Here is a 21,783-nt window from a genome sequence, read left to right as displayed (position 1 = left end):
AGCCATGATCATCGTGAGCACCGACGGATCCTGTCTGCGAAACCCCGGTGGGGCTATCGGCTGGGCGTGGGTCAATCACGAGGGTCCGAGCATGTCCGGCGGAGAAGCGTCCGGCACCAACCAGATTGCAGAGTTGCGTGCTCTGTTCGAGGCCGTCGTCGCCCATCCCGGTGCTGATCCTCTACTCATCGAATCCGACTCGCAGTACGCCATCAAGTGCGCTTCCGAATGGTTGCCCAGTTGGAAGCGCAAGGGCTGGAAGACCGCGAGCGGCGGGGCGGTCAAGAACCTCGAACTGGTGCAGAGTATCGATCGAGCCATCACCGATCGAGTCGGTCCGGTGCGCTTTCGCTGGGTGCGCGGGCACGTCGGCAACCACTACAACGAAATGGCAGACAAGCTGGCCGGCGAAGCCGCACGCGCCATCGTCTCGGGGGACATCGCATCGGTCCCGCTTGCTGCCCCGGTGAAGAAGGAACCGACCGCCGTGAACTCTCCTTACAAGGAGAAGTCCACGACGGTCGAAGAACCGGCAGATCTGTTCACACTTTTCTGAGCGGTTCAGAATCCGTCGGCAACCTGAACCAGCGCCCGGCCGGTGTACTTGCCTTCGCGTACCTGATCGATCACCGAGACGACGTCGCGGACGGCAACGAGGTTCGTGATCTCCTTCAGATGACGTGGGGCCAAGTCGGAGCCCAGCCGGGTCCACAGCGCGCGACGGGGTTCGATCGGCATCAATACCGAGTCCATGCCCAGCAGTGAGACTCCGCGGAGAATGAACGGCAGCACGGTCGTAGGCAGCGCGGCGCCGCCGGTCAATCCGCTGGCAGCGACAACACCGCCGTAGTTGATCGTGCTCAGAACGTGAGCGAGGGTCTTTCCACCGACGCAGTCGACGGCCGCCGCCCACTGAGATTTTCCGAGCGGGCGAGGCTTGGCGTCGGGATCCTCGGGAAGCCGGCCGATCACCGAAGACGCACCGAGTGACGTCAGAAGGTCTGCCGCGCCGGGCTTGCCGCTGGAGGCGATCACGTCGAAGCCCGCGCTTGCCAGAAGGTCGACGCTGACGGTGCCGACTCCGCCGCTCGCACCCGTCACCAGGACGGGACCGTCGGCTGGCTTCACTCCGCTGGCCAGAATGGCTTGGACGCTCATGGCTGCGGTGAATCCTGCCGTGCCGATCGCGGCAGCGTCGGCGGTGGAAATGCCGTCGAGCTTCACGACCCACTCGGCAGGCAAACGGGCGATCTCGGCGTAGCCGCCGTTGCGGGCGGTCCCGATCTCGTAGCCATGTGCGACGACCTTGTCTCCCGGGGCGAATGCGTCGGACTCGGAGGCGATGACCTCGCCGGCGACGTCGATGCCGGGGACGATCGGGTACTCGCGAACCACCCCGCCTTTCGGCGTGACCGCGAGCGCGTCCTTGTAGTTGACGCTCGAGTACTCGACGCGAATGGTGACCTCACCTGCCGGGAGGAAGGATTCGTCGACGGTTTCGGGGGCGAAGTCGATGGTGCCGTCGCTGTCGCGGGCGACCCAGGCGTTGAAAGTAGTCATGGGTCGAACATAAAGGCCTTCGGCCCTGTGCGCCTTTTTGGTAGTGCGAACTACCGGAAAGGCGCACAGGGGCGGAGCCCCTAGATCAAGCTGCCCTCATGCACCGCTCGATCGAACGCCGGTAGCGGGCCACCGGCGCGCAGGGTAGTTGCCAATGCAGGATCGGCGAGATGGAGACGGCCGATCGCGATCAGATCGAACTCTCCGCTGCCGATGCGCTCCTCGAGCTGTGGGATGTTGTCGACTACAGGTGCGACGCCTTCGATGCGGCTGTCCCGCAGCGACTTTCCGATACCGACGCTGCCGACGGCCATCGTGACGGCGCCGGTCAGCTTCTTCGCCCAACCCGCCAACGAGAGATCGCTGCCTTCGAAGGCCGGCACGTCGAAACGCCTGATGCTGGCGTCGAGAACGTCGACTCCGGCGTCGACCAGCGCGCCCAGGATGACGCCCAACTCTTCGGGGGTTTCGGCGATCTTCGCGGTGAAATCTTGCTGCTTGTGCTGTGAGAAACGGTAGATGATCGGCAGATCCGGTCCGATGGCCGCGCGGATCGCGGCGACGACGGCGGCCGGGAACCTGGTACGACGCTCCAGGTCGCCTCCCCACGCGTCGTCGCGCTGGTTGGTGCCCTCCCAGAAGAAGGAATCGAGGAGGTAGCCGTGACCGCCGTGGATCGCGATGCCGTCGAAGCCGAGTTCGACGGCGTGCTTCGCGCTACGGACGTACGCGTCGATGACGTCCTGGATGTCCTGCTCGGTCATCGCTTCGGTGCTCGCCTGTGCGCGTTCGACGTAGGCAGCGGAGTACGAGGTGACGCCGAGCGGGCCCCATTCGCCAGAGGGGCGCATCGGCTTGAGTGAGGGGTCCATCTGCGTCATCGCGCCCCACAGAGGTCCGACGTGCCAGAGTTGAGGCACGATCTTGCCGCCCGCAGCGTGCACGTCGTCGACTACCTTCCGCCATCCGGCCTGAGCAGCGGGAGTGTGGAGGTTGGGGACGTTGGCGTGGTCGACAGCAGTCTCGTGATCGATCGCGACGCCTTCGGTGACGATCAGTCCGGTGCCGCCCTCAGCTCGTCGGCGGTAGTAGTCGGCAACGTCGCGGCCGGGCACGCCCTCGATGGAGTACGTGCGCGTCATCGGCGACATGACTATGCGGTTGGACAGTTCGAGCGAACGGATGCGGAGCGGTTGGAACAGCGGGTTGGTCACTTCGTCACAGCGCTTTCATGAATCGGAAGAATCCGGGGTCCTGGTCGACACGGAGCCGGGTGAGGGTTCGGTAGCTGATCAGCCACTTGCCGTCTTCTTTGCGGTATTTCTCGTGGTAGTGGCCGTAGCCGTGTAGGTGCAGTTCTTTCTCGCCGTCGTTCCACCACAGCATGTCCTCCATCGCCCAGATGCCGGTTGCGGTGGTGGGCGAGGTCAGCACGATTTCGGGAGTGTGTGCGTGGTGCGCCGTGGTGAGGGGGATGTCGCCGTCGAGCATGTTCCGAATTGCCGCGGTGAGTTTGTCGATGCCCACTACCTGGTTCGAGGTGTCACCGGTCTTGGGTTGCTTGTCTGTCGGGAGTCCGCCCCACGTCTCGCTGACGACGTCTGCGGTGTGCAGGGTTGGGTAGACGTGCCACTGCTTGGTGTCCATGCAGCGTAGGCGCGCGGCGAACACACGCTTGATTTCCTCGATTGCGAGCAGTTCCTCGACGGCACTGATCGACCCCACTTCGGACTTGGCCTGAGACATTCAACCTCCAACGGTGATCGGCAAGATGGGTTCACATTCGGGTGCTCCGGGCGGGCCGTCAACGACCTGTCCCGGTGAGCGCGACGGCACTCGGTATGGTCGAGCGAACGAAAGGGGTGTCAGACGTGTGTACCGAAGAGGTCCCATCGACCGGACCGGAGGAGATCGCCGAGGTTCGGGCTTTTTGGCGCGAGTTGGGTGTTCCTGGCGTGATCGACGTCCACACCCATTTCATGCCGAAGAGCGTCATGGACAAGGTGTGGGGTTACTTCGATTCGGCGGGACCGATGATCGGTCGTCCTTGGCCCATCGCCTACCGACTTGCCGAGGAGGAGCGGGTACACCGTCTCCGCGAGTTCGGTGTCCGGGCTTTCACGTCGATGATCTACCCGCACAAGCACGCGATGGCCGAGTGGCTCAATCAGTGGGCCATCGAATTTGCCGCGCAAACGCCCGATTGCCTGCACACGGCCACGTTCTATCCCGAGGAGTCGGCGGCGTCGTACGTCGGCAAGGCATTGGAGTCGGGCGCGCGAATCTTCAAGTCCCACATCCAGGTCGGAAACTACGATCCGAACGACCCTCTGCTCGACAAGGTCTGGGGGCAACTCGAGGACTCCGAGACGCCCATCGTGATTCACTGTGGATCGGGACCGGCGCCGGGGGAGTACACGGGACCTGATCGCATTTCTTCGCTGCTCGCACGGTACCCGCGCCTGTCGTTGATCGTCGCCCACATGGGGATGCCCGAGTACAGCGAATTCCTCGATCTGGCAGAGGCTTACGGCAACGTCCGCCTGGATACGACCATGGCGTTCACCGACTTCACGGAAGAGCAGTGTGCCTTCCCGAAGGTAGACGTATCACGGCTCGTCGACATGCAGGACCGGATTCTGTTCGGTAGCGACTTCCCGAACATTCCGTACCCGTATCTCACAGCCTTGCAAGCGGTTAGGCGCTTCGATCTCGGAGACGAATGGCTGCGAGCCGTCGTGCACGACAACGCCGCCAAGCTCTTCTCGGTGTGCTGAGCTCACCGAGAAGAACTTCGACTCAGCGCAGTTTGATGCTGCCGCCGTCGGCCATCAACGTCTGACCCGTCATGTACTTGGAATCGTCGCTCGCCAGGAACACCACGACGGGAGCGATGTCGGTTTCGGGATCACCGATGCGTCCGAGAGGCACCTTGGCAACCGATGCGGCTGCGCGCTCAGGGAAGGCTTCCTGCCACTTGACGACGCCTTCGGTGGCGGCGAACGGGCAGACCACGTTGACCCGAATGCCTTCCGGCGCCCACTCGTTGGCGACGACGCGCGTCAGGCCTCGCACAGCTTCCTTGGCCGCAGCGTAGGACGTCTGGGTCGGCATTCCGTCCAAACCTGAACCCGACGCGAAGTTGACGACGGAACCCTTGGTCTTCGCGAGTTCGTCGTGGCACGCCTGCATGAGGTGGACAACGGGGTAGAAACCGGTGTTGAAGGACAGGTCGAACATGTTCTGCGTGGTTTCGAGCAACGGAGCCTGACGGGACGCGTGAGCGTTGTTCACCAGGATGTCGAGCTTGCCGAAAGCCTCGAGCGCGGCGTCACGGATCTGCTCGGCCGAACCGGCGGCAGCAAGGTCGACGTTCAGGAACTTGCCGGAGCCGGCCAGTTCTTGTTCGAGGGCCTGGCCCTGCTCGTCGTTGATGTCGACGAACAGGACCTTCGCGCCTTCACGGGCGAAGACTCGGGTGACAGCGCGACCGATTCCACCGGCGCCGCCGGTGACGATCGCTACCTTGCCGTTCAACCTCATGAAACGCTCCTCTTCGTAAGTGCTGCTCAAACTGTTGCGGTCTCGTCGACTGCAAGTGCGATCTTTTCGAGGCCGGCGATGCTGTAGGCGGCGTAGGTCTCGTACGGCCCACGGCCGGAGAAGTAAGACGAGAGCTGGCCACCGAGTTCTTCGACGGTGAACGCGGATCCGGCTGCGTCGAAACGGTTCTCGACCTTGGGTGCTTCCATCAACGCCACCATCTTGCCGTAGACGACGAAGACCTGTCCGTTGATCTCGTCGGAATCCGGGGATGCGAGGTAGCTGACCAGGGTCGCGACGCGCTCGGGTGCAAGCGGATCGAGGCCGACGACGCCGGTGTTGTTCTCGCCGAAGGCTTCTGCCGTCATGGCGGTGCGGGCACGGGGGCAGATCGCGTTGGTGCGGACGCCGTAGCGGGAGAGACCTGCTGCGCTCGAGAGCGTCAGAGCGGTGATGCCGGCCTTGGCTGCCGAGTAGTTGGGCTGTCCGGCGCTGCCGAAGAGGAAGGCCTCGGAAGAGGTGTTGATGATGCGGCCGTAGACCGGTGCGTCGGCTGCCTTGCTGGCTGCGCGCCAGTGGACTGCGGCTGCGTGCGAGGTGGCGGCGTGGCCCTTGAGGTGCACACGGATGACGTCGTCCCAATCGGATTCGGTCAGGTTGAAGATCATCTTGTCGCGCAGGATGCCTGCATTGTTGACGAGGATGTCGAAGGATCCGAAGTTCTTGACAGCCTCTTCGATGATGCGCCCGCCGAGCGACCAGTCGGAGACGTCCCCGGTGATGGCGAGTGCCTGTCCACCTGCGGCCTTGATCTCGTCGACCACGTCGTTGGCCGCTGCACCCATGTCGTTGACGATGACGGCTGCACCGGCAGCCGCGAGTCCGAGTGCTTCGGCGCGACCCAGGCCGGCGCCGGCGCCGGTGACGGCGGCAACTTTGCCTTCCAAGCTCAGTGATTGCGTCATGTCGTGCTCCTTCGATCCGGGCGGTCGGGTACGTCTTGCAGAATTAGTATTCATTCTAATTTGAAGTCGAGAATTCGGTAGTTCGTTCCGAAAAAATCATTCGAGCGAAATCAGAATTAGTTCTAGTTTTGAACAGAAGTTTGGCCGACTGAGGAGGAGTCTCACTCAGCGGGAGCGGTGATCTGGGTCACGAGCGCTGCATGCCACCTTGGGGCGACGCGGCGATCCCACCGCGTACGCGTTTGCGTCACCACCGATCCGCTCAGTTCTCGGCCGCATTCGTCGGCTCCAGGGTCGGATAGTTCCCACCGAAAACGCAGTACGGTCGGCCCCGAATTCACCGGGCCGGACATCAAGGAAGGCACCAGCAGTGTCACTGAATTTGGCAGATCTGTACGAGGGCATCTCGGATCTGATTCCGGACCGCACGGCGCTCGTGTGCGATGGTCGTCGTCGCACCTACGTCGAGCTGGACGAGGGCTCGAATCGCATCGCCCGCCACCTGGCGAGCGTCGGTGTCGGGCCCGGCGATCACGTTGCTCTGCACATGCGCAACAGCATCGAGTTCGTCGAGAGTTTGCTCGGCTGCCTCAAGATTCGTGCGGTCCCGATCAACGTCAACTATCGCTACGTCGACGCCGAACTGACCTATCTGTACAACGATTCGCAGTCGGTGGCACTGATCGTGGACGAGGAGTTCGTTTCCGTCGTGGAGACGGTTCTCCCGGCCGCGCCCGGCATCAAACACGTCGTTGTCGTCGGCAAGTCCGTGGTCCGCGATATCGAAGGTGTCGACGTCGTTGGATACGCCGACGCTGCCGCGGAGCAGCCCGCTACTCGTGACTTCGCGCCCCGCAGCAACGACGACCTCTTCGTCATCTACACCGGCGGCACGACGGGGATGCCCAAGGGTGTCATGTGGCGTCATGAAGACTTCTACTTCGCGGCGCTCACCGGCGGAAATCCGTTCGGTCCGCCGCACACGACCGCTGAGGCTCTGTTCGCCGCGGTGCCGAACGTCCCCGCGATGAACATGCTCAGTACCGCACCCCTGATGCACGGTGCGGCGTCGTACTCGCTGTTCACCGGATTCTTCATGGGCGCCAACGCAATTCTCATGGCGCGGTTCAACGCGAAGACGACGCTGCAGCTCGCCGGAAGTGAGAAGGCAATCTCCATCACCGTCGTCGGAGACGCGATGGCACGTCCGCTCGCAGACGAATTGGCAGCAAACGCAGCAGATTACGACCTCAGCACGGTCGGAATGGTCTCGTCGGGTGGAGCCTTGTTCTCGCTCTCACTGCGGGAGCAGCTCAAGTCGATGCTTCCGAACCTGGTGATCCGCGACGGATTCGGCTCCTCGGAGTCGGGCGTCGACGGCAATCTGGAGATCGGCGAAGACGGCCTGATGCGCATCGCCGCTCGCGACGAGACCCGCGTCGTGGACGAAAGGATGCGGCCGCTGGAGCCGGGATCGCCCGAGACCGGCTACATCGCTCGCAGCGGTCACGTGCCGGTCGGCTACTTCAATGATCCGGTCAAGACCGCGGCTACGTTCCCGGTGATCGACGGGGTGCGGATGTCGGTGCTCGGCGACGTCGGGCGCGTGGAAGCCGACGGCTCGATCGTCCTGCTGGGGCGTGGTTCTCAGTGCATCAACACCGGCGGGGAGAAGGTGTATCCGGAAGAGGTCGAGCAGGCGCTCAAGAGTCACCCGGCGGTGCTCGACGCTTTGGTCGCGGGAATTCCGGATGCGAAGTTCGGTGAGCGCGTCGCTGCGGTCATCACGACCCGCGAAGGCTTCGACGTCCCGGACGCTGCCGAGATCGGTGAGCATTGCGCGTCGCAGGTCGCTCGGTACAAAGTGCCGCGCACCGTCATGAACGTTCCGTCGATCAGGCGTTCTCCCAGCGGAAAGGCCGACTATCGCTGGGCCAAGGCCACTCTCGCCGAGCAAGTCTCCTAGTCCGGCCGGAGCCGTCCAGCGCGTTTGTGAGGGACGCGTTGGGTGGCTCCGGTGCTCTAGCCTGTCACCGTCAGAACCAGCAGAGCGACGTTGAGTGCAACGATCAAGCCCGCCGCAATCCACGCCGCGACGGTCGTGAGCGGGGCATTGCGAGCGTCGCCCATGAGTTCGGGGTCCGAGGTCATTCGCACCAGTGGGATGATCGCGAAGGGGATGCACAGGCTCAAGACCACTTGGCTGAGTACGAGCGCCAGCGTCGGGTCGACGCCGAGTCCGAGCACGATCAGCGCCGGGACGAGCGTGACGATCCGGCGTGTGATCACCGGAATCCGAATGGCCAGAAGACCATGCATGATCTCGGCGCCGGCCGCGCATCCCACGGAGGTCGACGCGAGTCCGGAGGCGAGGAGGCCGATCGCGAACACCACGGCTACGCCCGGGCCGAGCGAATTCTCGATCGCGGCATGCGCACCGTCGATGGTGTCGGTGCCGGGTACTCCGCGCAGCGCCGAAGCGGCCAGCAGCAGCATGCCGATGTTCACGCCACCGGCGATGATCAACGCGACGACGACATCCCAACGGGTGACTTTGAGTAGTCGCTGCAACCGTGGGCCGGGTTTGATGTGGCCGTGGCGATCACGTGCCAATGCGGAGTGAAGGTAGATCGCGTGCGGCATGACCGTTGCTCCGAGCATGCTGGCGGCGAGCAGTACGGTCTCGGTTCCTTCGAAGCGGGGGACCAGTCCGGCGACGGCCTCGCTGCCGGAGACGTCGGTGAAGGCGAGCCCGGTCAGGAAGCCGATGGTGATGATGGCCAGCAATCCCATGACCACGAACTCGAAAGTGCGCTGTCCGCGCCGACTTTGGATCGTCAGGATCACCATCGACACGCATCCGGTGATCAGTCCGCCGAGGAAGAGCGGGATGTTGAAGAGCAGGTTGAGTGCGATGGCGCCGCCGATGACTTCGGCGACGTCGGTCGCGATCGCCATCATCTCGGCCTGGAGCCAGAAGGCGCGGCGGTTGTTCTTACGCAGGCGCTGACCCAGCATTTCGGGCAGGGATCTGCCGGAGACGAGACCGAGTTTCGCGGACAGATACTGCACGAGGACGGCCATCGCGTTGGCGAGTACGAGTACCCAGATGAGGAGGTAGCCGTACTTGGCGCCGGCGGTGAGGTTGGCGGCGACGTTGCCCGGATCGACGTACGCGATTGCCGCGACGAACGCCGGACCGAGCAGGGCGATGGATCTCCCCGTGGGTCGTCGGCGCGGAGTCGTCGGCTCTTGCGTACTGGTGCTCATCGGTCTCCTGGTCACACGTACTCGGACCTGTTGGTTCGAATAAGTGAACTATAGAGTTCGGGGAGCCGAACTTTCAACAGCTGTGCGCGGTTAGCGACCGCAGAGGGTCCCTAACCGCGCACAGGCCGGTTAGGCCGTCACGCCGGCAGCCAGGAGAGCGCGAGCCTCGGGTCGGCCGTCGAGGAGGGCGTTGGTACGCAGTTCGACCTTCCACTCGCCGTCCGTCTTGATCAGTTCCCAGCGGTTCGCGGTGATGCGGAGGACCTTGAATCCCGTCGGGTTCTCGGGGTCTTTGATGACCAACTGCGAATGGCAGGTCGCGACGGCCTTGTTGCCGTCGATGCGGATGTGGGCGGGTGTCATCATGTGAGCCGCGCCGTTCATGATCCAGTTCTGGTGTGAGGCGCTGTGAACCATCGCGCGCAGTTCGCCGCGGCCGTGCATCGCACCGGTATCGACGTCGTAGACGCCGTCCTCGAGCCACAGGTTCGCGACCTCGTCGGCTGATCCGCTGTCGACGGCAGGGCTGTATGTGGTCAGCAGTTCGGTGATCGCGAGCTTGTCCTCGAGCAATTCCACTCGGGCGAGCAGGGATTCGATCAGGGCGGTCGAGTCGGTCATCGGTACGTCCTTTGCATTGGATTGTCGGGGAATCAGGAAGTGGTGAAAGCGAAGCCCTCGGTGAGGGCGATTCGGTGAAGTTCTTCGAGTTGTTCGCAGTAGTGCTCGACGCTTCGAGCGCCGACCGAGCAACTGGCGATGGTCGCCCCGGCGTCACGGACGCGAGTCAAGGCGCGAAGGGTGGATTCGCGATTGCCGAGGGGATCGAGCGGCGCACCGGCGGGAAGCACCACGTCGAATCCGTCGGGGAGCGTCGTGGCGTCGAGCATTTCCTTCAGTTCGGAGAATCGCAGCCCGAACGGCACCCACCCGTCGCCGTGTGTGGTGGCCCGGCGCAGCGATCTCTTGGTCCGGCCGCCGATCCACAGCGGCACCCGTTTCTGGACGGCGTGGGGTTCGACGACAAATCCGGAGTAGTCGTAGAACTCGCCGTGATACTCCGGAGTCGGCGTCGACAGTGATGCCCGAAGTGCGGCCAAGGCATCGTCAGCGCGCGCTCCTCGGTCGGCAAATGGAGCATTTATGAGATCGAATTCTTGTTTCAGAGTCCCCACCCCGAGGCCGAGTATCAGGCGTCCATTGCTGACGCGATCAAGCGTTCCGTAACGCTTGGCGATCTCGAGGGGGTGGTGGTAGCCCAACACCAGCACCTGGGTCGCCAGCAGGATTCTTGATGTACGCGCGGCGAGAAAACCAAGGGTGGCGAGCGGATCCCAGTAGGTTCCGCCGCGCTCGGCGGCAATCTCCTCGGGGACCGCCACGTGTTCACTGCAGGTCAGATGATGGAAACCGAGTCGATCCGCCGTGGCGGCCACTGTGGCGATCTCGCCGATGTCAGCACTTGCCTCCCACTCCGAGCGCGTGCTCGGGTGCTGAATCAGGACCGGTGTGACGATTCCCAGGTGCATCGGGCGTTTATAGCGTCCCCACTCGCCCGGTGGCAGGTGAATTACCGCTGATCGGGATCGAAAAGATCGATTCACTTTCCAGAAACTGTGACCTGGGTTATAGTCGGTAGAATCAATTCCAGTTTTCGGGAGGCGTCCATGACCATTGTTGACATGAACGACACACTGTCCACCGTCCAGACTGCCGGTGGGCAACCCAAGAAGGATCTGCCGCCGTCGATGGTCGAGCGGATGACACTGATTCTCGACGCCTTCGACGGCCGCGCCGCGCGGCTGACGCTGGAAGAGGTCGCGTGCCGTACTCAGTTGCCGCGCTCCACGGTCCACCGCATTCTCGATCAGCTGGTCAAGCTGGACTGGGTCGATCACGCATCGTTCGGCTACTGCCTCGGGCGTCGCGCGCTCGGCCTCGGTGGTGGCGACGGCGGCCACAGCCAGATCCGCGAAGCCGCTGCACCGCTTCTGCACGAACTGCACCTGCAGACCGGCATGGTCGTTCACCTGTCGGTGCTCGACGGACGCGAGAGCGTCTATCTCGACAAGGTCGGCGGACGATTCGCCGCGGCGCTCCCGTCCCGCGTCGGCGGCAGAGTGCTCGCTCATTCGACGGCTGGTGGCAAGGCGATGCTGGCGTGGATCGACCCTGAGCGCGTCGACGCTCTGTTCGGGGCTTCTCTTCCCCGCTGTACCGAGAACACGATCACCGACGTCGCTGTGCTCCACCAGGAACTGAACCGCATCCGTCAGCGTCGGGGACTGGCCTTCGAACGCGGGGAGTCGGCGCGTGGAGTCGCTTGTGTGGCTTCGGCAATTCGCGGACACGAGGGTCCCGTCGGCAGCATCGCGTTGTGTGGTGACATGCGGACCGCTCAGCTCGAGCGAGTTGCTCCGCTGGTCGTCGACGCGGCTCGCGAGGTCTCGCGGACGCTGTACCCCGAACTGGGTGCTCCTCGCCGCGGCCGCAAAACGCCTCCCGTTCCGACCAATACGTTCTCGGCGGAGACGATGGATCGCCTGCTGGCAGCGTCGTCCGACCACTGGATCTGACGTATTTTGATCGACTTGTCTCGCTGATCGGGACGAGTCATAGCAGCTCAGCGGTACTGATGGCACGGTTCGGACCATGACGACTGAACTGAGCTACGAGGGAACTCTGAAGGAACTGCAGACCGATCTCGGTGTGCTCCGGTACCACGAAGCCGGCGACGGCCCGCCGCTCCTGCTGCTGCACGGATCGGGCCCCGGCGTCACCGGTTGGCGTAACTACCGCGGCGTTCTCGCGGACTTCGCGAAGCACTTCCACTGCTACGTTCTCGAGTTCCCCGGATTCGGCGTCAGCGATCCCGGCCCCGACCATCCGATGATGATGGCGCAGGCGTCGGTCGGGATGTTCCTCGACGGCCTCGGCCTCGGCCCGGTCCACATGATCGGTAACTCCATGGGCGGCATCGTCGCCACCAAGGTCGCGATCGACGAGCCGCACCGGGTGAGCAAGCTCGTCACCATCGGCGGCATGGGAAAGAACACCTTCTCGCCGGGCCCCGGTGAAGGCATCAAACTCCTCATGGAGTTCACCGACAACCCCACCCGCGAAGCTCTGGTCCGCTGGTTGCATTCGATGGTCTTCGACCGCGCCGTCGTCACCGAGCAGCTCATCGAAGAGCGTTGGGCCCTGGCCACCGAGCCGACGACGCTCGAGATCGCCCGTCGTATGTACAGCAGCAAGGCCATGGCCGCCATGGGCGCGGCTGCCGCTGCGTCGACCGCCGTGCCGTACTGGGCGCAGCTGAACAAGATCAAGGCGCCGACGCTGTTGACCTGGGGACGCGATGACCGCGTCAGCCCCGTGGACATGGCGATTCTGCCGATGCGCGACATCCCCAACGGCGAAGTTCACATCTTCCCCAACTGCGGACACTGGACGATGATCGAAGCTCGCGACGCCTGGGTCGCGTCCGTTCTGGCATTTCTGACGCGTCCAGAAGGCAAGTAAGGCCCGTGCGCCTTTTTGGTAGCTCCCACTACCAAAAAGGCGCACAGGGGTGCTCCCACTCACCGGGAAGCGTTTCTGCACTTCGGTGGGCTACCTGCCACCGTTTCACCAACAGATTTTCATTCTGCCCAGGCACTCGCCGGGTAGCGAAACCAGAAAGCCGGAAAAATCATGGGTCAGGTTCTGGACAACATCTCACAGTTCGCCGACGAGATCCGCGCCGACGGAGTCGAGGGCGACAAGCTGATGCGCTTGACGGACGGCAGCGCGAAGCGTTTGCGCGACTCCGGCGTCATCCGGATGTTCCAGCCGAAGGAGTTCGGTGGCCTCGAGGCGCATCCGCGTGAATTCGCCGAGACGGCAATGGCTATCGGTGCGATGGACGGTGCCACGGGCTGGGTCAGCGGCATCGTCGGTGTTCATCCGTGGGAGCTTGCGTTCTTCGACCGCAAGGCTCAGGAAGAGGTGTGGGGAACCGATCCCGATACGTGGATGGCGTCGCCGTATGCGCCGATGGGTGTGGCGAGGCCGGTCGAGGGTGGGTACATCCTCAACGGTCGTTGGTCGTTCTCGTCCGGCACCGATCACTGTGACTGGATCATGATCGGCGCGATGGTCGGTGACGAGTCCGGCAAGCCGTTGATGCCGCCGAAGCACCTGCACGTACTGCTGCCGCGCTCCGATTACGACATCGACCAGGACAGCTGGAATGTCGTGGGCCTGCGCGGAACCGGGTCGAAGGACCTGATCGTCAAGGACGCGTTCCTGCCCACCTACCGCACGATCGACGCCGGAAAGGTGTACGACGGGACGGCGTGGAAGGAAGCGGGTCGTACGGAGACGTTGTACAAGTTCCCGTTCTCGTGCATTTTCCCGTTGGGGATCACCTCGTCGTTGATCGGTATCGCCGAAGGTGCGTTGGCGTGCAACATGGCGGCGCAGCGTGAGCGTGTGACGGTCAGTGGTGTTCCGATCAAGGAAGATCCGTACGTGCTGTTCGCGATCGGTGAGGCTGCGGCCGAGATCGCTGCTTCTCGGGCTGCGATCTTGGAGACGGTGGATCGTTTCTGGGACATGACGGAGAAGGGGCAGGAAGTTTCGTTCGAGCTTCGTGCGATCGGTCGCCGTACGCAGACTGCTGCGGCGTGGCGGGCGGTGCGGGCGGTGGACGAGATCTTTGCTCGTTCCGGTGGTGGGGCTTTGCAGTTGGACACGCCGATGCAGCGGTTCTGGCGTGATGCGCATGCCGGTCTCGCGCACGCGATCCACGTACCTGGCTCCATTTTCCATGCGTCGACGCTCTCGCAGCTCGGCGGCGAACCGCAGGGTATCCACCGCTCGATGATCTAGTCCCACAAATACTTTCGAAGCAAGGACGGTTAGGCATGACTGAAATTCGGGGCCTGGGGTATCTCAGGATCCAAACGCAGGACGTGGCTCGCTGGCGCGAGCTCGTGGTCGACGGACTCGGCCTCGCGGTCGGTAGTGGCCCGGAAGCCGACGGCCTCTACTTGCGCCTGGACGAGCGTCGTGCGCGACTGATCGTCCTGCCCGGTGAGACGGACAAGGCTCTCGCAGTGGGCTGGGAAGTGCGAGATCAGTTCGCGCTCCAGCGTGTTCGTGAAGCAGTGGAGAAGGCCGGAGTCGAGGTCGAGGTTCTTTCCGAGGTCGACGCCAGCTACCGCGATGCCGAGCAGGTCATCGCATTCGACGATCCCAACGGTAACCGAGTCGAGGTCTTCTTCGGACCGGTACTCGACCACAGCCCGTTGGTCACCCCGCACGGCGGCCGTTTCGTCACCGGCGATCAGGGCCTCGGCCATGTGGTGCTTCCGGTTACGCGTTTCGACGAGGCATACACCTTCTACACCGAGGTGCTCGGATTCCTCCCGCGCGGTTCCATCCGTCTCGGCGGTATCGATGCGCCGCCGCCGGCTCGCCGCGTTCGCTTCATGGGTGTCAACCAGCGCCACCACAGCCTGGCGTTGTGCCCGGCGCCGCCGGTTGACGAGCCCGGTCTCGTGCACCTGATGATGGAAGCCGAGACTCTCGACGCCGTCGGTCAGGCTCTCGATCGTGTTGCCAAGCTCGGCTTCTCGATCTCCTCGACGTTGGGTCGCCACACGAACGACAAGATGGTGTCGTTCTACGTGCGCGCACCGGGTGGATGGGATCTGGAGTTCGGTTGCGAAGGCATGCTTGTCGACGAAGCCTTCTACACCGCTGAGGAAATCACGGCCGACAGCTACTGGGGCCATGACTGGTCCGAGAGTGAACCGCTGGCCGCGTTCACTCCCAAGAGCTAGCTCTTACGCAACGAAAAAGCTCGGTCCCAATGCATATCGGGGCCGAGCTTTTTCGTGCGATAGATCAGGAAGCTGCTGCGGCCAAACCGGTTTCGAGGTCGGCGAGAATGTCGTCGATCCCTTCGATGCCGACCGCAAGGCGGACGAGCCCCGGGGTGACGCCCGAAGCGAGCTGCTCCTCGGGGGTGAGCTGCGAGTGCGTCGTCGACGCGGGGTGGATGACGAGTGAGCGAACGTCACCGATGTTGGCGACGTGGCTGTGCAACGTCAGAGCGTTGACGAACTTCTTGCCTGCGTCGACTCCACCGGCGAGCTCGAACGCGACGATGGCGCCGGTTCCCTTGGGCGCCAGCTGCTTTCCGCGCTCGTGCCAGGGCGAGGATTCCAGTCCGGCGTACGCGACCGACGTGACCTCGGCGCGGCCCTCGAGGAATTCCGCGACCTTCTGGGCGTTGGACACGTGGCGCTCGATGCGCAGGCTCAGTGTCTCGATACCCTGCGAGATGAGGAAGGCGTTGAACGGTGCGATGGCCGAGCCGAGGTCGCGCAGAAGCTGAACGCGTGCCTTGAGGGCGTAGGCGGGTGCACCGAGATCGGCAAAGGTGACGCCGTGGTAGCTGGGGTCGGGGGTCGTGAAGTTGGTGTGGCGTCCCTGGGTCCAGTCGAAGGTGCCACCGTCGACGATGACGCCGGCGATCGCGGTGCCGTGTCCGCCAAGGTATTTGGTGGCGGAGTGGACGACGATGTCGGCGCCGTGCTTCAGCGGCTGAATGAGGTACGGAGTTGCGACCGTGTTGTCCACGATCAGCGGGATGCCGTGCTCATGGGCGACTGCGCTGATGCCGGGGATGTCGAACACGTCGTTCTTGGGGTTGGAGATGGTTTCGCCGTAGAACGCCTTGGTGTTCGGACGGATTGCCTCACGCCAGTGATCGAGGTTGTCCGGGTCCTCGACGAAGTCGACGGTGATACCGAGCTTGGGCAGCGTGTAGTGGAAGAGGTTGTACGTGCCGCCGTACAGGCGAGGGCTTGAGACGATGTGGTCCCCGGCCTCGGCGAGGTTGAGGATCGCGAAGGATTCGGCGGCCTGACCGGACGCAACCAGCAGAGCCGCGACTCCGCCTTCGAGGGCGGCGATGCGCTGCTCGACGGCGTCCTGCGTCGGGTTCATGATGCGGGTGTAGATGTTGCCCGGCTCGGCGAGGCCGAAGAGCGCCGCCGCATGGTCGGTGTTGTCGAAGACGTAGCTGGTGGTCTGGTAGATCGGAAGCGCCCGAGCGTTGGTAGCGCTGTCCGGGCCCTGTCCGGCGTGGACCTGCTTGGTTTCGAACGACCAATCGGCGGTCGGATCGGTATCGACGGGGGTGTTCTCGCTCATGAATTCATACTCCGTGGTGAAGGTGGGTTGGTGCGGGTCAGGCGGTTTCGACGACTGTATGCACTGGGACGGGATTGCGGGTGAGATCGAGTACGGGGCAGTGGGCGTCGACCGTTTCCTGCAGTTCCAGGTAGCGCTCGCGGGTTTCGGGGCCGGTCAGGGTGACGACCACGCGGACCTCGGAGAATCCCGGACGGACGGCGTCGTCGAAGCCGAAGAATCCACGAACGTCGAGGTCACCTTCGGCTCTGGCCGAGATGTCGTCGAGAGCGATACCGAGTTTGTCCGCCCAGACGCGGTAGGTGACCACCTGGCAGGAGAGCAGGGAAGCAAGGTAGTACTCGACAGGATTGGCTGCGGTGTTCTCGCCGCCGAGGGCCGGCGGCTCGTCGACCTCGACGCTGTACTTACCGAGAGAAATGGTGCTGGCAACGGCGTCGTGCGCCTGGGCGGAAGCCTTGAATACGACGTGCGCTTTGCTGGCGTCTTTGTCGATGGCGTCGGCGTTGGCTGCTACGACGGAACTCAGGTGTGAGATGGAGGCGGTGGTCATGACAGAAATGTCCCCTGATCTGGGTGTACATACGAGTATCGACGTGAGCGGCGCTCACGTCGTAGGTCCGATCAGTAGATCGGACACCCGGATGTACAGACATGCGCAAAGTCGACATGGCGCCGCCGCGTCAGCAGCGTGCCCGTCTCGTATGCGCCGATTCCCGTCACAGGAGAGACTGTAACCGGTTCATACCCTTTCCGACCAGACGTATAGGAAATCTGTCTCGGATTGTGGTCTGTCATGCGGGCGGCAGTCCGCTCCACCGGGGTGTCCGACGATTGGCGAAAGCGTCGAGTCCTTCGGCGATGTCCGGAGAGCGCAACACTGCGTCCTTGGCGTCGTCGGTGACCTTCCATCCGTCGGCGTCGGCGTCGGCGTAGAGAGCCTCGATGGCCTTCAGACTCAGACTCACGGAGGTGGGGGAGGACTCGCAGATCTCCGCTGCCATCACCAGTGCCTCGTCGAGTGCCTTACCAGGGGCAGTGACTGCATTGACGACGCCGAGGTCCTTTGCCCGTTCGGGATCGAGTGTGCGGCCGGTGATCAAGAGTTCGCGGGCGACGTTGATCGGAAGCGCGCGAGGCGCCCGAAAGAGTGCTCCGGACGTCGCAACCAGACCGCGTTTGGTTTCGGGAAGGCCGAATTGCGCTGTGGCGGAAGCGACGATCAGATCGCAGGCCAGTGCGATTTCGAAACCGCCACCAAGCGCGTAGCCCTCGACTGCAGCGATCAGGGGCTTGTTCCGCCGGCGCCGGATGACGCCGTACTCTCCGCCGCGAGGCATGCGGAGGTCGGCCCGCTCTCGGATATCGGTTCCGGCGCAAAAGATGTTGGGGGTTCCGGTGATGATGCCGACCCACAGATCAGGGTCGTCGTCGAGAATATTCAGCGCGGCTTCGATTCCCTCGGCAGTCTCACGGTTGATCGCGTTACGGCGTTCTTCGCGTTCGATCCTGACGATGAGAACGCGGTCATGGCGTTCGGTGGAAACAGTCGACATAATTGGACTGTAGTCCACCTATCGGAGGCGGAGGTGCGTCACCTGACGGGACGGACATTGGACACATTCCGGACTGTGGCGAAGACTGTGTTCTGAGGCGGAGAAGGGCAGGTCGACGTGATTTCCAAACGAGAACAGAACAAGCGCGATACCAACGACAGGTTGCTCTCGGCTGCTCGAATTCTGTTCTCGGCGCAGGGTTTCGCCAGCACGACCGTCGACGACATCGCCGAGCGAGCCGAGGTGTCGCGAGCCACCTTCTTCAATTACTTCCAGGGCAAGGACTCGGTTCTTGAGGCGCTGCACAGTGATCATCTCGATCAGCTTGCGGCACTGGTGGATCAGCTCATGGAATCGCCGATGCCGACTTCTGATCGGATCTCCCGGATTTTTCAGGACTTTGCGCAGCAAGCGATCATGCATCCGCGCTATCTGCGCATGGTGACTGCAGAACTCGAGCGCGACTTCGCCTCCTCCGGAGCGGGGGCGGCCCACGATCATCGGTTCCACGTGGAACTTCTCCGGATCGTCACTGCCGGTATCGAAGCCGGCGAAGTGAGATCGGACTACCCGCCGCTCTTTCTCGCACAGATGATCGGTGGTACGTACGGAGCGTTGGTCCGCTTCTGGCGGCAAGACGCCGATTACGACGTGGTCGGAGAATTCGATCGCGGAGCCAGGTACGTCGCGGAAGGCATCGCTGCTCGCTGATCAGGGAGTGGGCACTACCAGGGGCAGCATCTGCTGGACGCTCACCGAAAGATAGTTTGCGGCAGTCTGATCGCCGGACAGATGGCGCAGCAGGCTCTGCTGGAACAGGCCGTCGAAGATTGCGTACATCGCCGCCGAGGTGACCGATGCCTCTACGTCGAGAAGCTCGGCGTAGCGAGAAACAATGCGCCAGATCATGTTTTCGAGACTCTCGTCGATCGCGGCGACGTCGGCTCGGAACGACTCCTCGAACATCGACTGCGCGCGCAGGTCGTACCAGAGGCGGTGCATCGTGGGTTCTTCGATCATGGTCTCGGCGAGCAGTGCGCCGAAACCGGTTTTCAGTTCCTCCGGTGTCTTCGCGGTGGCGACGATGCCGTCGTAGCGGGTGACGCAGCGTGCCTTGTAGTGGCGCACGCAGTGGGTGATGAGATCGACCTTGTCGCTGAAGTAGTAGTGCAGGACGCCGTGGGAGAACTCCGAATTCTGGGCGATTTCGCGCAGGCTCGTGCGTGCGTAGCCCAATTCGGCCAGGGTTTGCAGTGCGGCCTCGGCGAGTTGATCACGTCGCTCGGAGAATTTGTCGACCTGGCGACGCGACACCTTGTCTGCGTTGGACCGCTTGGCGGAGTCGGACTGCTGGCCCGGTGAGCTAGGTGCAGCCTTTTTCCCTGCCTCACTAGGCTTCTCGACTGTCGTGGTCACGATGGCACGTCCTGTTCCCTGCGGTTTCCACAGCGGCACGATCACCGCGTCCGAATCAGTGTAACCCCTGGTCTTTGACGAGCGTGTAACAAAATCTTGACAGTCGTCAAGATTTCTCTTGACACTCGTCCAAAGTTGAATACTCTGTGACTCACACCACTTGGCAGCGTCGCTGTGAACGGTGGCATCGCGAGAGTCGTTTCAGTCATGGAGGCAGTCGAAAATGAGCGTGTTTGATCTCGAGGGACGAAAAGCACTGGTCACAGGTGGTGCCAAGGGGCTCGGAGCCGGAATGGCTGAGGCGTTGGCGAAGGCGGGGGCGTCAGTGATGATCGGCGACGTTCTCGAAGACGAGGGTCGTGCCACCGCAGAGGCTGTTGGTTCGGGCGGAGTCAAAACCGGCTTCGTAAAGCTGGACGTCACCGACGACGCCAACTGGGAAGAGGCAGTCGCCGCCACCGCGGAGACTCTCGGCGGCTTCGACATCCTCGTCAACAACGCAGGCATCGAGATTTCCTCGCTGGTGGTCGACCTCGATCCGAACGACATCCGCCGTATGTGTGAGGTCAACATCCTCGGAACAGCGCTCGGAACCAAACACGGACTGCGCAGCATGCGTCCGGGTGGCGTAGCCGGAACCGGCGGTTCCGTCATCAACATCTCTTCAGTGGCCGCAACCATTCCGTTTCCCGGGATCAGTGGATACTCCGCGACCAAGTCCGCGGTCGATCGCTTCACCAGAGTTGCCGCCGCCGAGTCGGGCAAGCTCGGCTACGGAGTCCGCGTCAACTGCATCTACCCGGGTCTTGTCGCCACGGAGATGGGTCTCGGACTCGCGGCGGACATGGAGAAGCTCGGTCTCTGGCCCAGCGCCGAAGCAGCAGTCGGAGACGTCATCGGCCTCACCCCGCTCGGCCGCCTCGGTGAAGTGAACGACATGGCTGACGCCGTTGTGTTCTTGTCCTCCGACGCCGCGCGATTCATCACCGGAATCGGCCTACCGGTCGACGGTGGCATGGGCATGTAACTCGCCCTTCATTCGTACGTACACCCTTCTCACGTCTTCGAAAGGTTCCACGAACATGTCCGAAAAGAAGCCCGTCATCGTTTACGGCGTCTCCGGGTACACCGGCCGTCTGGTGTGTGAATACCTGCGCGAGTTCAACATCCCGTTCATCGCAGCCGGCCGCGACGCCGCTCGCATCCAAGAGGTCCTCGACAAGATCCCCGGTTTGGACACCGTCGATCACGAAGTCGTCGAGGTCGAGCACACGGTCGAGGCTCTCACCGAATTGTTCACCGGTGCACAGGTTGTCAGCAACATGGTCGGGCCGTTCATCAAGCTCGGCGGGACCGTCGTCGAGGCCGCGTTGAATGCCGGTTGCCACTACATGGACACAACCGGTGAGCAGGACTGGGTACTCGACGTCCAGGAGAAGTTCAGCGACAAGTACCAGGAGAAGGGCCTGCTCCTCTCGCCCGGTATCGCGCAGATGTACACCACCGGTGAGATCGCGGCCAATATCGCACTGGAAACACCGGGCCTCGATACGCTCGACATCCTCGTGCTGTGGAAGGGATTTCCCACCTACGCGTCCACTCAGACGATCTTCACCATCCTCAAGGCAAACTGGTACTACCTCGAGCAGAACAAGTACGTGCAGTGGGCGCCCGGCCAGACTTTCGACGTCGTCGTTCCGGGCCAGCACGAAACTGCGCTTGCATTGCCGTGGGGCGGAACATGCCACCCGGTGTGGTTCAAGAACGATCCGCGAGTTTCCAACGTCAAGGCTGCGGGCGGAGTGTTCGACCGCACCGTGATGGAAGGCGTTGTCGCGACGCAGAAGATCGTGGAGGAGCAGATCAAGACCCTGCCCGCCGACGAGCAGGAAGCCGCCTTGGCCGAGATCGCCGGATCGGTTCAGGCCGGTATGCCCCCTCGTGAAAATCCGCGCATCAACACCTCACTCGACTCCGTCTACGCGTCGGGCCCGCTGGGTCGCTCGCACGTCGTGATCCACGGAAACTGTAACTACAAGCAGACGGGCCTCCTGCACGCCTATGCAGCGCATTCTCTGCTCCAGCAGGCGCCGAAGCGGACCGGGCTTGCCTCGGCTTGCCAGGCGTTCGGCCATCGCGAACTGCTCGGCGCGCTACGTAGTTTCGGGCTGGCTCTGGAGCCGGAAGTAACCATCAACGCCTAACTCGTCGCCCTCGTCATCATGTTCACGGCTCCCGGCGTGTAGCGCGCCGGGAGCCCCGCCCTG

22 protein-coding genes are annotated in these 21,783 nt (G+C 63.1%); 10 read left to right on the top strand and 12 right to left on the bottom strand.

Features of this window, described 5'->3' with window-relative positions; genetic code table 11:
• Nucleotides 1–4: 4 nt before the first annotated feature.
• Nucleotides 5–556 carry a ribonuclease H gene (locus tag ACBG85_RS24540; RefSeq protein ID WP_054188389.1) on the top strand — a complete coding sequence of 184 codons (552 nt, stop codon included), beginning with the start codon at nt 5–7 and terminating at the stop codon, nt 554–556.
• Nucleotides 557–561: 5 nt separating this feature from the next.
• Here ACBG85_RS24540 and ACBG85_RS24535 read toward each other — a convergent pair whose 3' ends face one another.
• From ACBG85_RS24535 to ACBG85_RS24525, 3 genes are all read right to left on the bottom strand, one after another.
• Nucleotides 562–1,560 carry an acryloyl-CoA reductase gene (locus tag ACBG85_RS24535; protein WP_054826039.1) on the bottom strand — a complete coding sequence of 333 codons (999 nt, stop codon included), beginning with the start codon at nt 1,558–1,560 and terminating at the stop codon, nt 562–564.
• An 80-nt stretch (nt 1,561–1,640) separates the two neighbouring features.
• Nucleotides 1,641–2,774: a 12-oxophytodienoate reductase gene (locus ACBG85_RS24530; RefSeq protein WP_003940612.1), complete on the bottom strand. Its 1,134-nt coding sequence runs from the start codon at nt 2,772–2,774 to the stop codon at nt 1,641–1,643.
• Between the two features lie 4 nt (nt 2,775–2,778).
• Nucleotides 2,779–3,306 (bottom strand): nuclear transport factor 2 family protein, encoded by a 528-nt coding sequence (locus ACBG85_RS24525; protein WP_372025204.1) that lies wholly within the window; start codon nt 3,304–3,306, stop codon nt 2,779–2,781.
• A gap of 125 nt (nt 3,307–3,431) precedes the next feature.
• Here ACBG85_RS24525 and ACBG85_RS24520 point away from each other — a divergent pair, with 125 nt between their 5' ends.
• Entirely contained in the window at nt 3,432–4,337 is a 906-nt protein-coding gene (locus tag ACBG85_RS24520; protein ID WP_372025202.1) for an amidohydrolase family protein, read from the top strand.
• 22 nt (nt 4,338–4,359) lie between these two features.
• Here the strand turns inward: ACBG85_RS24520 and ACBG85_RS24515 are convergent, their stop codons facing one another.
• Together ACBG85_RS24515 and ACBG85_RS24510 are read right to left on the bottom strand one after the other, a co-directional pair.
• Nucleotides 4,360–5,103, bottom strand: a complete 744-nt coding sequence (locus ACBG85_RS24515) for an SDR family NAD(P)-dependent oxidoreductase (protein ID WP_372025201.1) — start codon at nt 5,101–5,103, stop codon at nt 4,360–4,362.
• Nucleotides 5,104–5,129: 26 nt separating this feature from the next.
• Complete coding sequence (locus ACBG85_RS24510; RefSeq protein ID WP_007729451.1) at nt 5,130–6,068, bottom strand: 3-oxoacyl-ACP reductase; 939 nt, start codon at nt 6,066–6,068, stop codon at nt 5,130–5,132.
• A gap of 370 nt (nt 6,069–6,438) precedes the next feature.
• Between ACBG85_RS24510 and ACBG85_RS24505 the strand changes: the two genes are divergently transcribed.
• Nucleotides 6,439–8,034 carry an acyl-CoA synthetase gene (locus ACBG85_RS24505; RefSeq protein ID WP_372025200.1) on the top strand — a complete coding sequence of 532 codons (1,596 nt, stop codon included), beginning with the start codon at nt 6,439–6,441 and terminating at the stop codon, nt 8,032–8,034.
• 56 nt (nt 8,035–8,090) lie between these two features.
• Here ACBG85_RS24505 and ACBG85_RS24500 read toward each other — a convergent pair whose 3' ends face one another.
• From ACBG85_RS24500 to ACBG85_RS24490, 3 genes are all read right to left on the bottom strand, one after another.
• The gene (locus ACBG85_RS24500) at nt 8,091–9,338 is read right to left on the bottom strand and encodes an Nramp family divalent metal transporter (protein WP_007729446.1); all 1,248 of its coding nucleotides are present in this window, start codon (nt 9,336–9,338) and stop codon (nt 8,091–8,093) included.
• A gap of 129 nt (nt 9,339–9,467) precedes the next feature.
• Nucleotides 9,468–9,959, bottom strand: coding sequence for a nuclear transport factor 2 family protein (locus ACBG85_RS24495; RefSeq protein WP_003939809.1), 492 nt, complete (start codon nt 9,957–9,959; stop codon nt 9,468–9,470).
• A gap of 32 nt (nt 9,960–9,991) precedes the next feature.
• Entirely contained in the window at nt 9,992–10,867 is an 876-nt protein-coding gene (locus ACBG85_RS24490) for a TIGR03619 family F420-dependent LLM class oxidoreductase (protein WP_099698976.1), read from the bottom strand.
• A gap of 138 nt (nt 10,868–11,005) precedes the next feature.
• Here ACBG85_RS24490 and ACBG85_RS24485 point away from each other — a divergent pair, with 138 nt between their 5' ends.
• The 4 genes from ACBG85_RS24485 (at nt 11,006) to bphC (ending at nt 15,166) form a co-directional block, all read left to right on the top strand.
• Entirely contained in the window at nt 11,006–11,914 is a 909-nt protein-coding gene (locus ACBG85_RS24485; protein ID WP_007729442.1) for an IclR family transcriptional regulator, read from the top strand.
• Nucleotides 11,915–11,990: 76 nt separating this feature from the next.
• The gene (locus ACBG85_RS24480; RefSeq protein ID WP_003940235.1) at nt 11,991–12,860 is read left to right on the top strand and encodes an alpha/beta fold hydrolase; all 870 of its coding nucleotides are present in this window, start codon (nt 11,991–11,993) and stop codon (nt 12,858–12,860) included.
• 171 nt (nt 12,861–13,031) lie between these two features.
• Nucleotides 13,032–14,210: an acyl-CoA dehydrogenase family protein gene (locus ACBG85_RS24475; RefSeq protein ID WP_372025196.1), complete on the top strand. Its 1,179-nt coding sequence runs from the start codon at nt 13,032–13,034 to the stop codon at nt 14,208–14,210.
• A 35-nt stretch (nt 14,211–14,245) separates the two neighbouring features.
• Entirely contained in the window at nt 14,246–15,166 is a 921-nt protein-coding gene (gene bphC / locus ACBG85_RS24470) for a biphenyl-2,3-diol 1,2-dioxygenase (RefSeq protein ID WP_003940493.1), read from the top strand.
• A 64-nt stretch (nt 15,167–15,230) separates the two neighbouring features.
• On the opposite strand, the gene ACBG85_RS24465 is transcribed toward bphC, so the two are convergent.
• The 3 genes from ACBG85_RS24465 to ACBG85_RS24455 all read right to left on the bottom strand — a co-directional run bounded on the left by ACBG85_RS24465 (nt 15,231) and on the right by ACBG85_RS24455 (nt 18,100).
• Nucleotides 15,231–16,544: a bifunctional o-acetylhomoserine/o-acetylserine sulfhydrylase gene (locus ACBG85_RS24465; RefSeq protein WP_003939848.1), complete on the bottom strand. Its 1,314-nt coding sequence runs from the start codon at nt 16,542–16,544 to the stop codon at nt 15,231–15,233.
• Nucleotides 16,545–16,581: 37 nt separating this feature from the next.
• Nucleotides 16,582–17,097: an OsmC family protein gene (locus tag ACBG85_RS24460; protein WP_007732784.1), complete on the bottom strand. Its 516-nt coding sequence runs from the start codon at nt 17,095–17,097 to the stop codon at nt 16,582–16,584.
• A 241-nt stretch (nt 17,098–17,338) separates the two neighbouring features.
• On the bottom strand, nt 17,339–18,100 hold the full coding sequence (locus ACBG85_RS24455) for an enoyl-CoA hydratase-related protein (RefSeq protein ID WP_064443711.1): 762 nt from the start codon (nt 18,098–18,100) through the stop codon (nt 17,339–17,341).
• Nucleotides 18,101–18,217: 117 nt separating this feature from the next.
• Here ACBG85_RS24455 and ACBG85_RS24450 point away from each other — a divergent pair, with 117 nt between their 5' ends.
• Complete coding sequence (locus tag ACBG85_RS24450) at nt 18,218–18,811, top strand: TetR/AcrR family transcriptional regulator (RefSeq protein WP_003940428.1); 594 nt, start codon at nt 18,218–18,220, stop codon at nt 18,809–18,811.
• Here the strand turns inward: ACBG85_RS24450 and ACBG85_RS24445 are convergent, their stop codons facing one another.
• The gene (locus ACBG85_RS24445; protein WP_030536953.1) at nt 18,812–19,414 is read right to left on the bottom strand and encodes a TetR/AcrR family transcriptional regulator; all 603 of its coding nucleotides are present in this window, start codon (nt 19,412–19,414) and stop codon (nt 18,812–18,814) included. It abuts the gene before it with no gap.
• A 325-nt stretch (nt 19,415–19,739) separates the two neighbouring features.
• Between ACBG85_RS24445 and ACBG85_RS24440 the strand changes: the two genes are divergently transcribed.
• Together ACBG85_RS24440 and ACBG85_RS24435 are read left to right on the top strand one after the other, a co-directional pair.
• Nucleotides 19,740–20,543, top strand: a complete 804-nt coding sequence (locus ACBG85_RS24440; protein ID WP_007732778.1) for an SDR family NAD(P)-dependent oxidoreductase — start codon at nt 19,740–19,742, stop codon at nt 20,541–20,543.
• A gap of 55 nt (nt 20,544–20,598) precedes the next feature.
• Complete coding sequence (locus ACBG85_RS24435) at nt 20,599–21,720, top strand: DUF5938 domain-containing protein (protein ID WP_003940189.1); 1,122 nt, start codon at nt 20,599–20,601, stop codon at nt 21,718–21,720.
• Nucleotides 21,721–21,783: the final 63 nt, after the last annotated feature.

Origin of the sequence: Rhodococcus sp. NyZ502 (genome assembly GCF_041464245.1) — a bacterium.
Lineage (GTDB): Bacteria > Actinomycetota > Actinomycetes > Mycobacteriales > Mycobacteriaceae > Rhodococcus_F > Rhodococcus_F qingshengii.
This window is presented reverse-complemented; position numbering and strand designations above follow the sequence as displayed.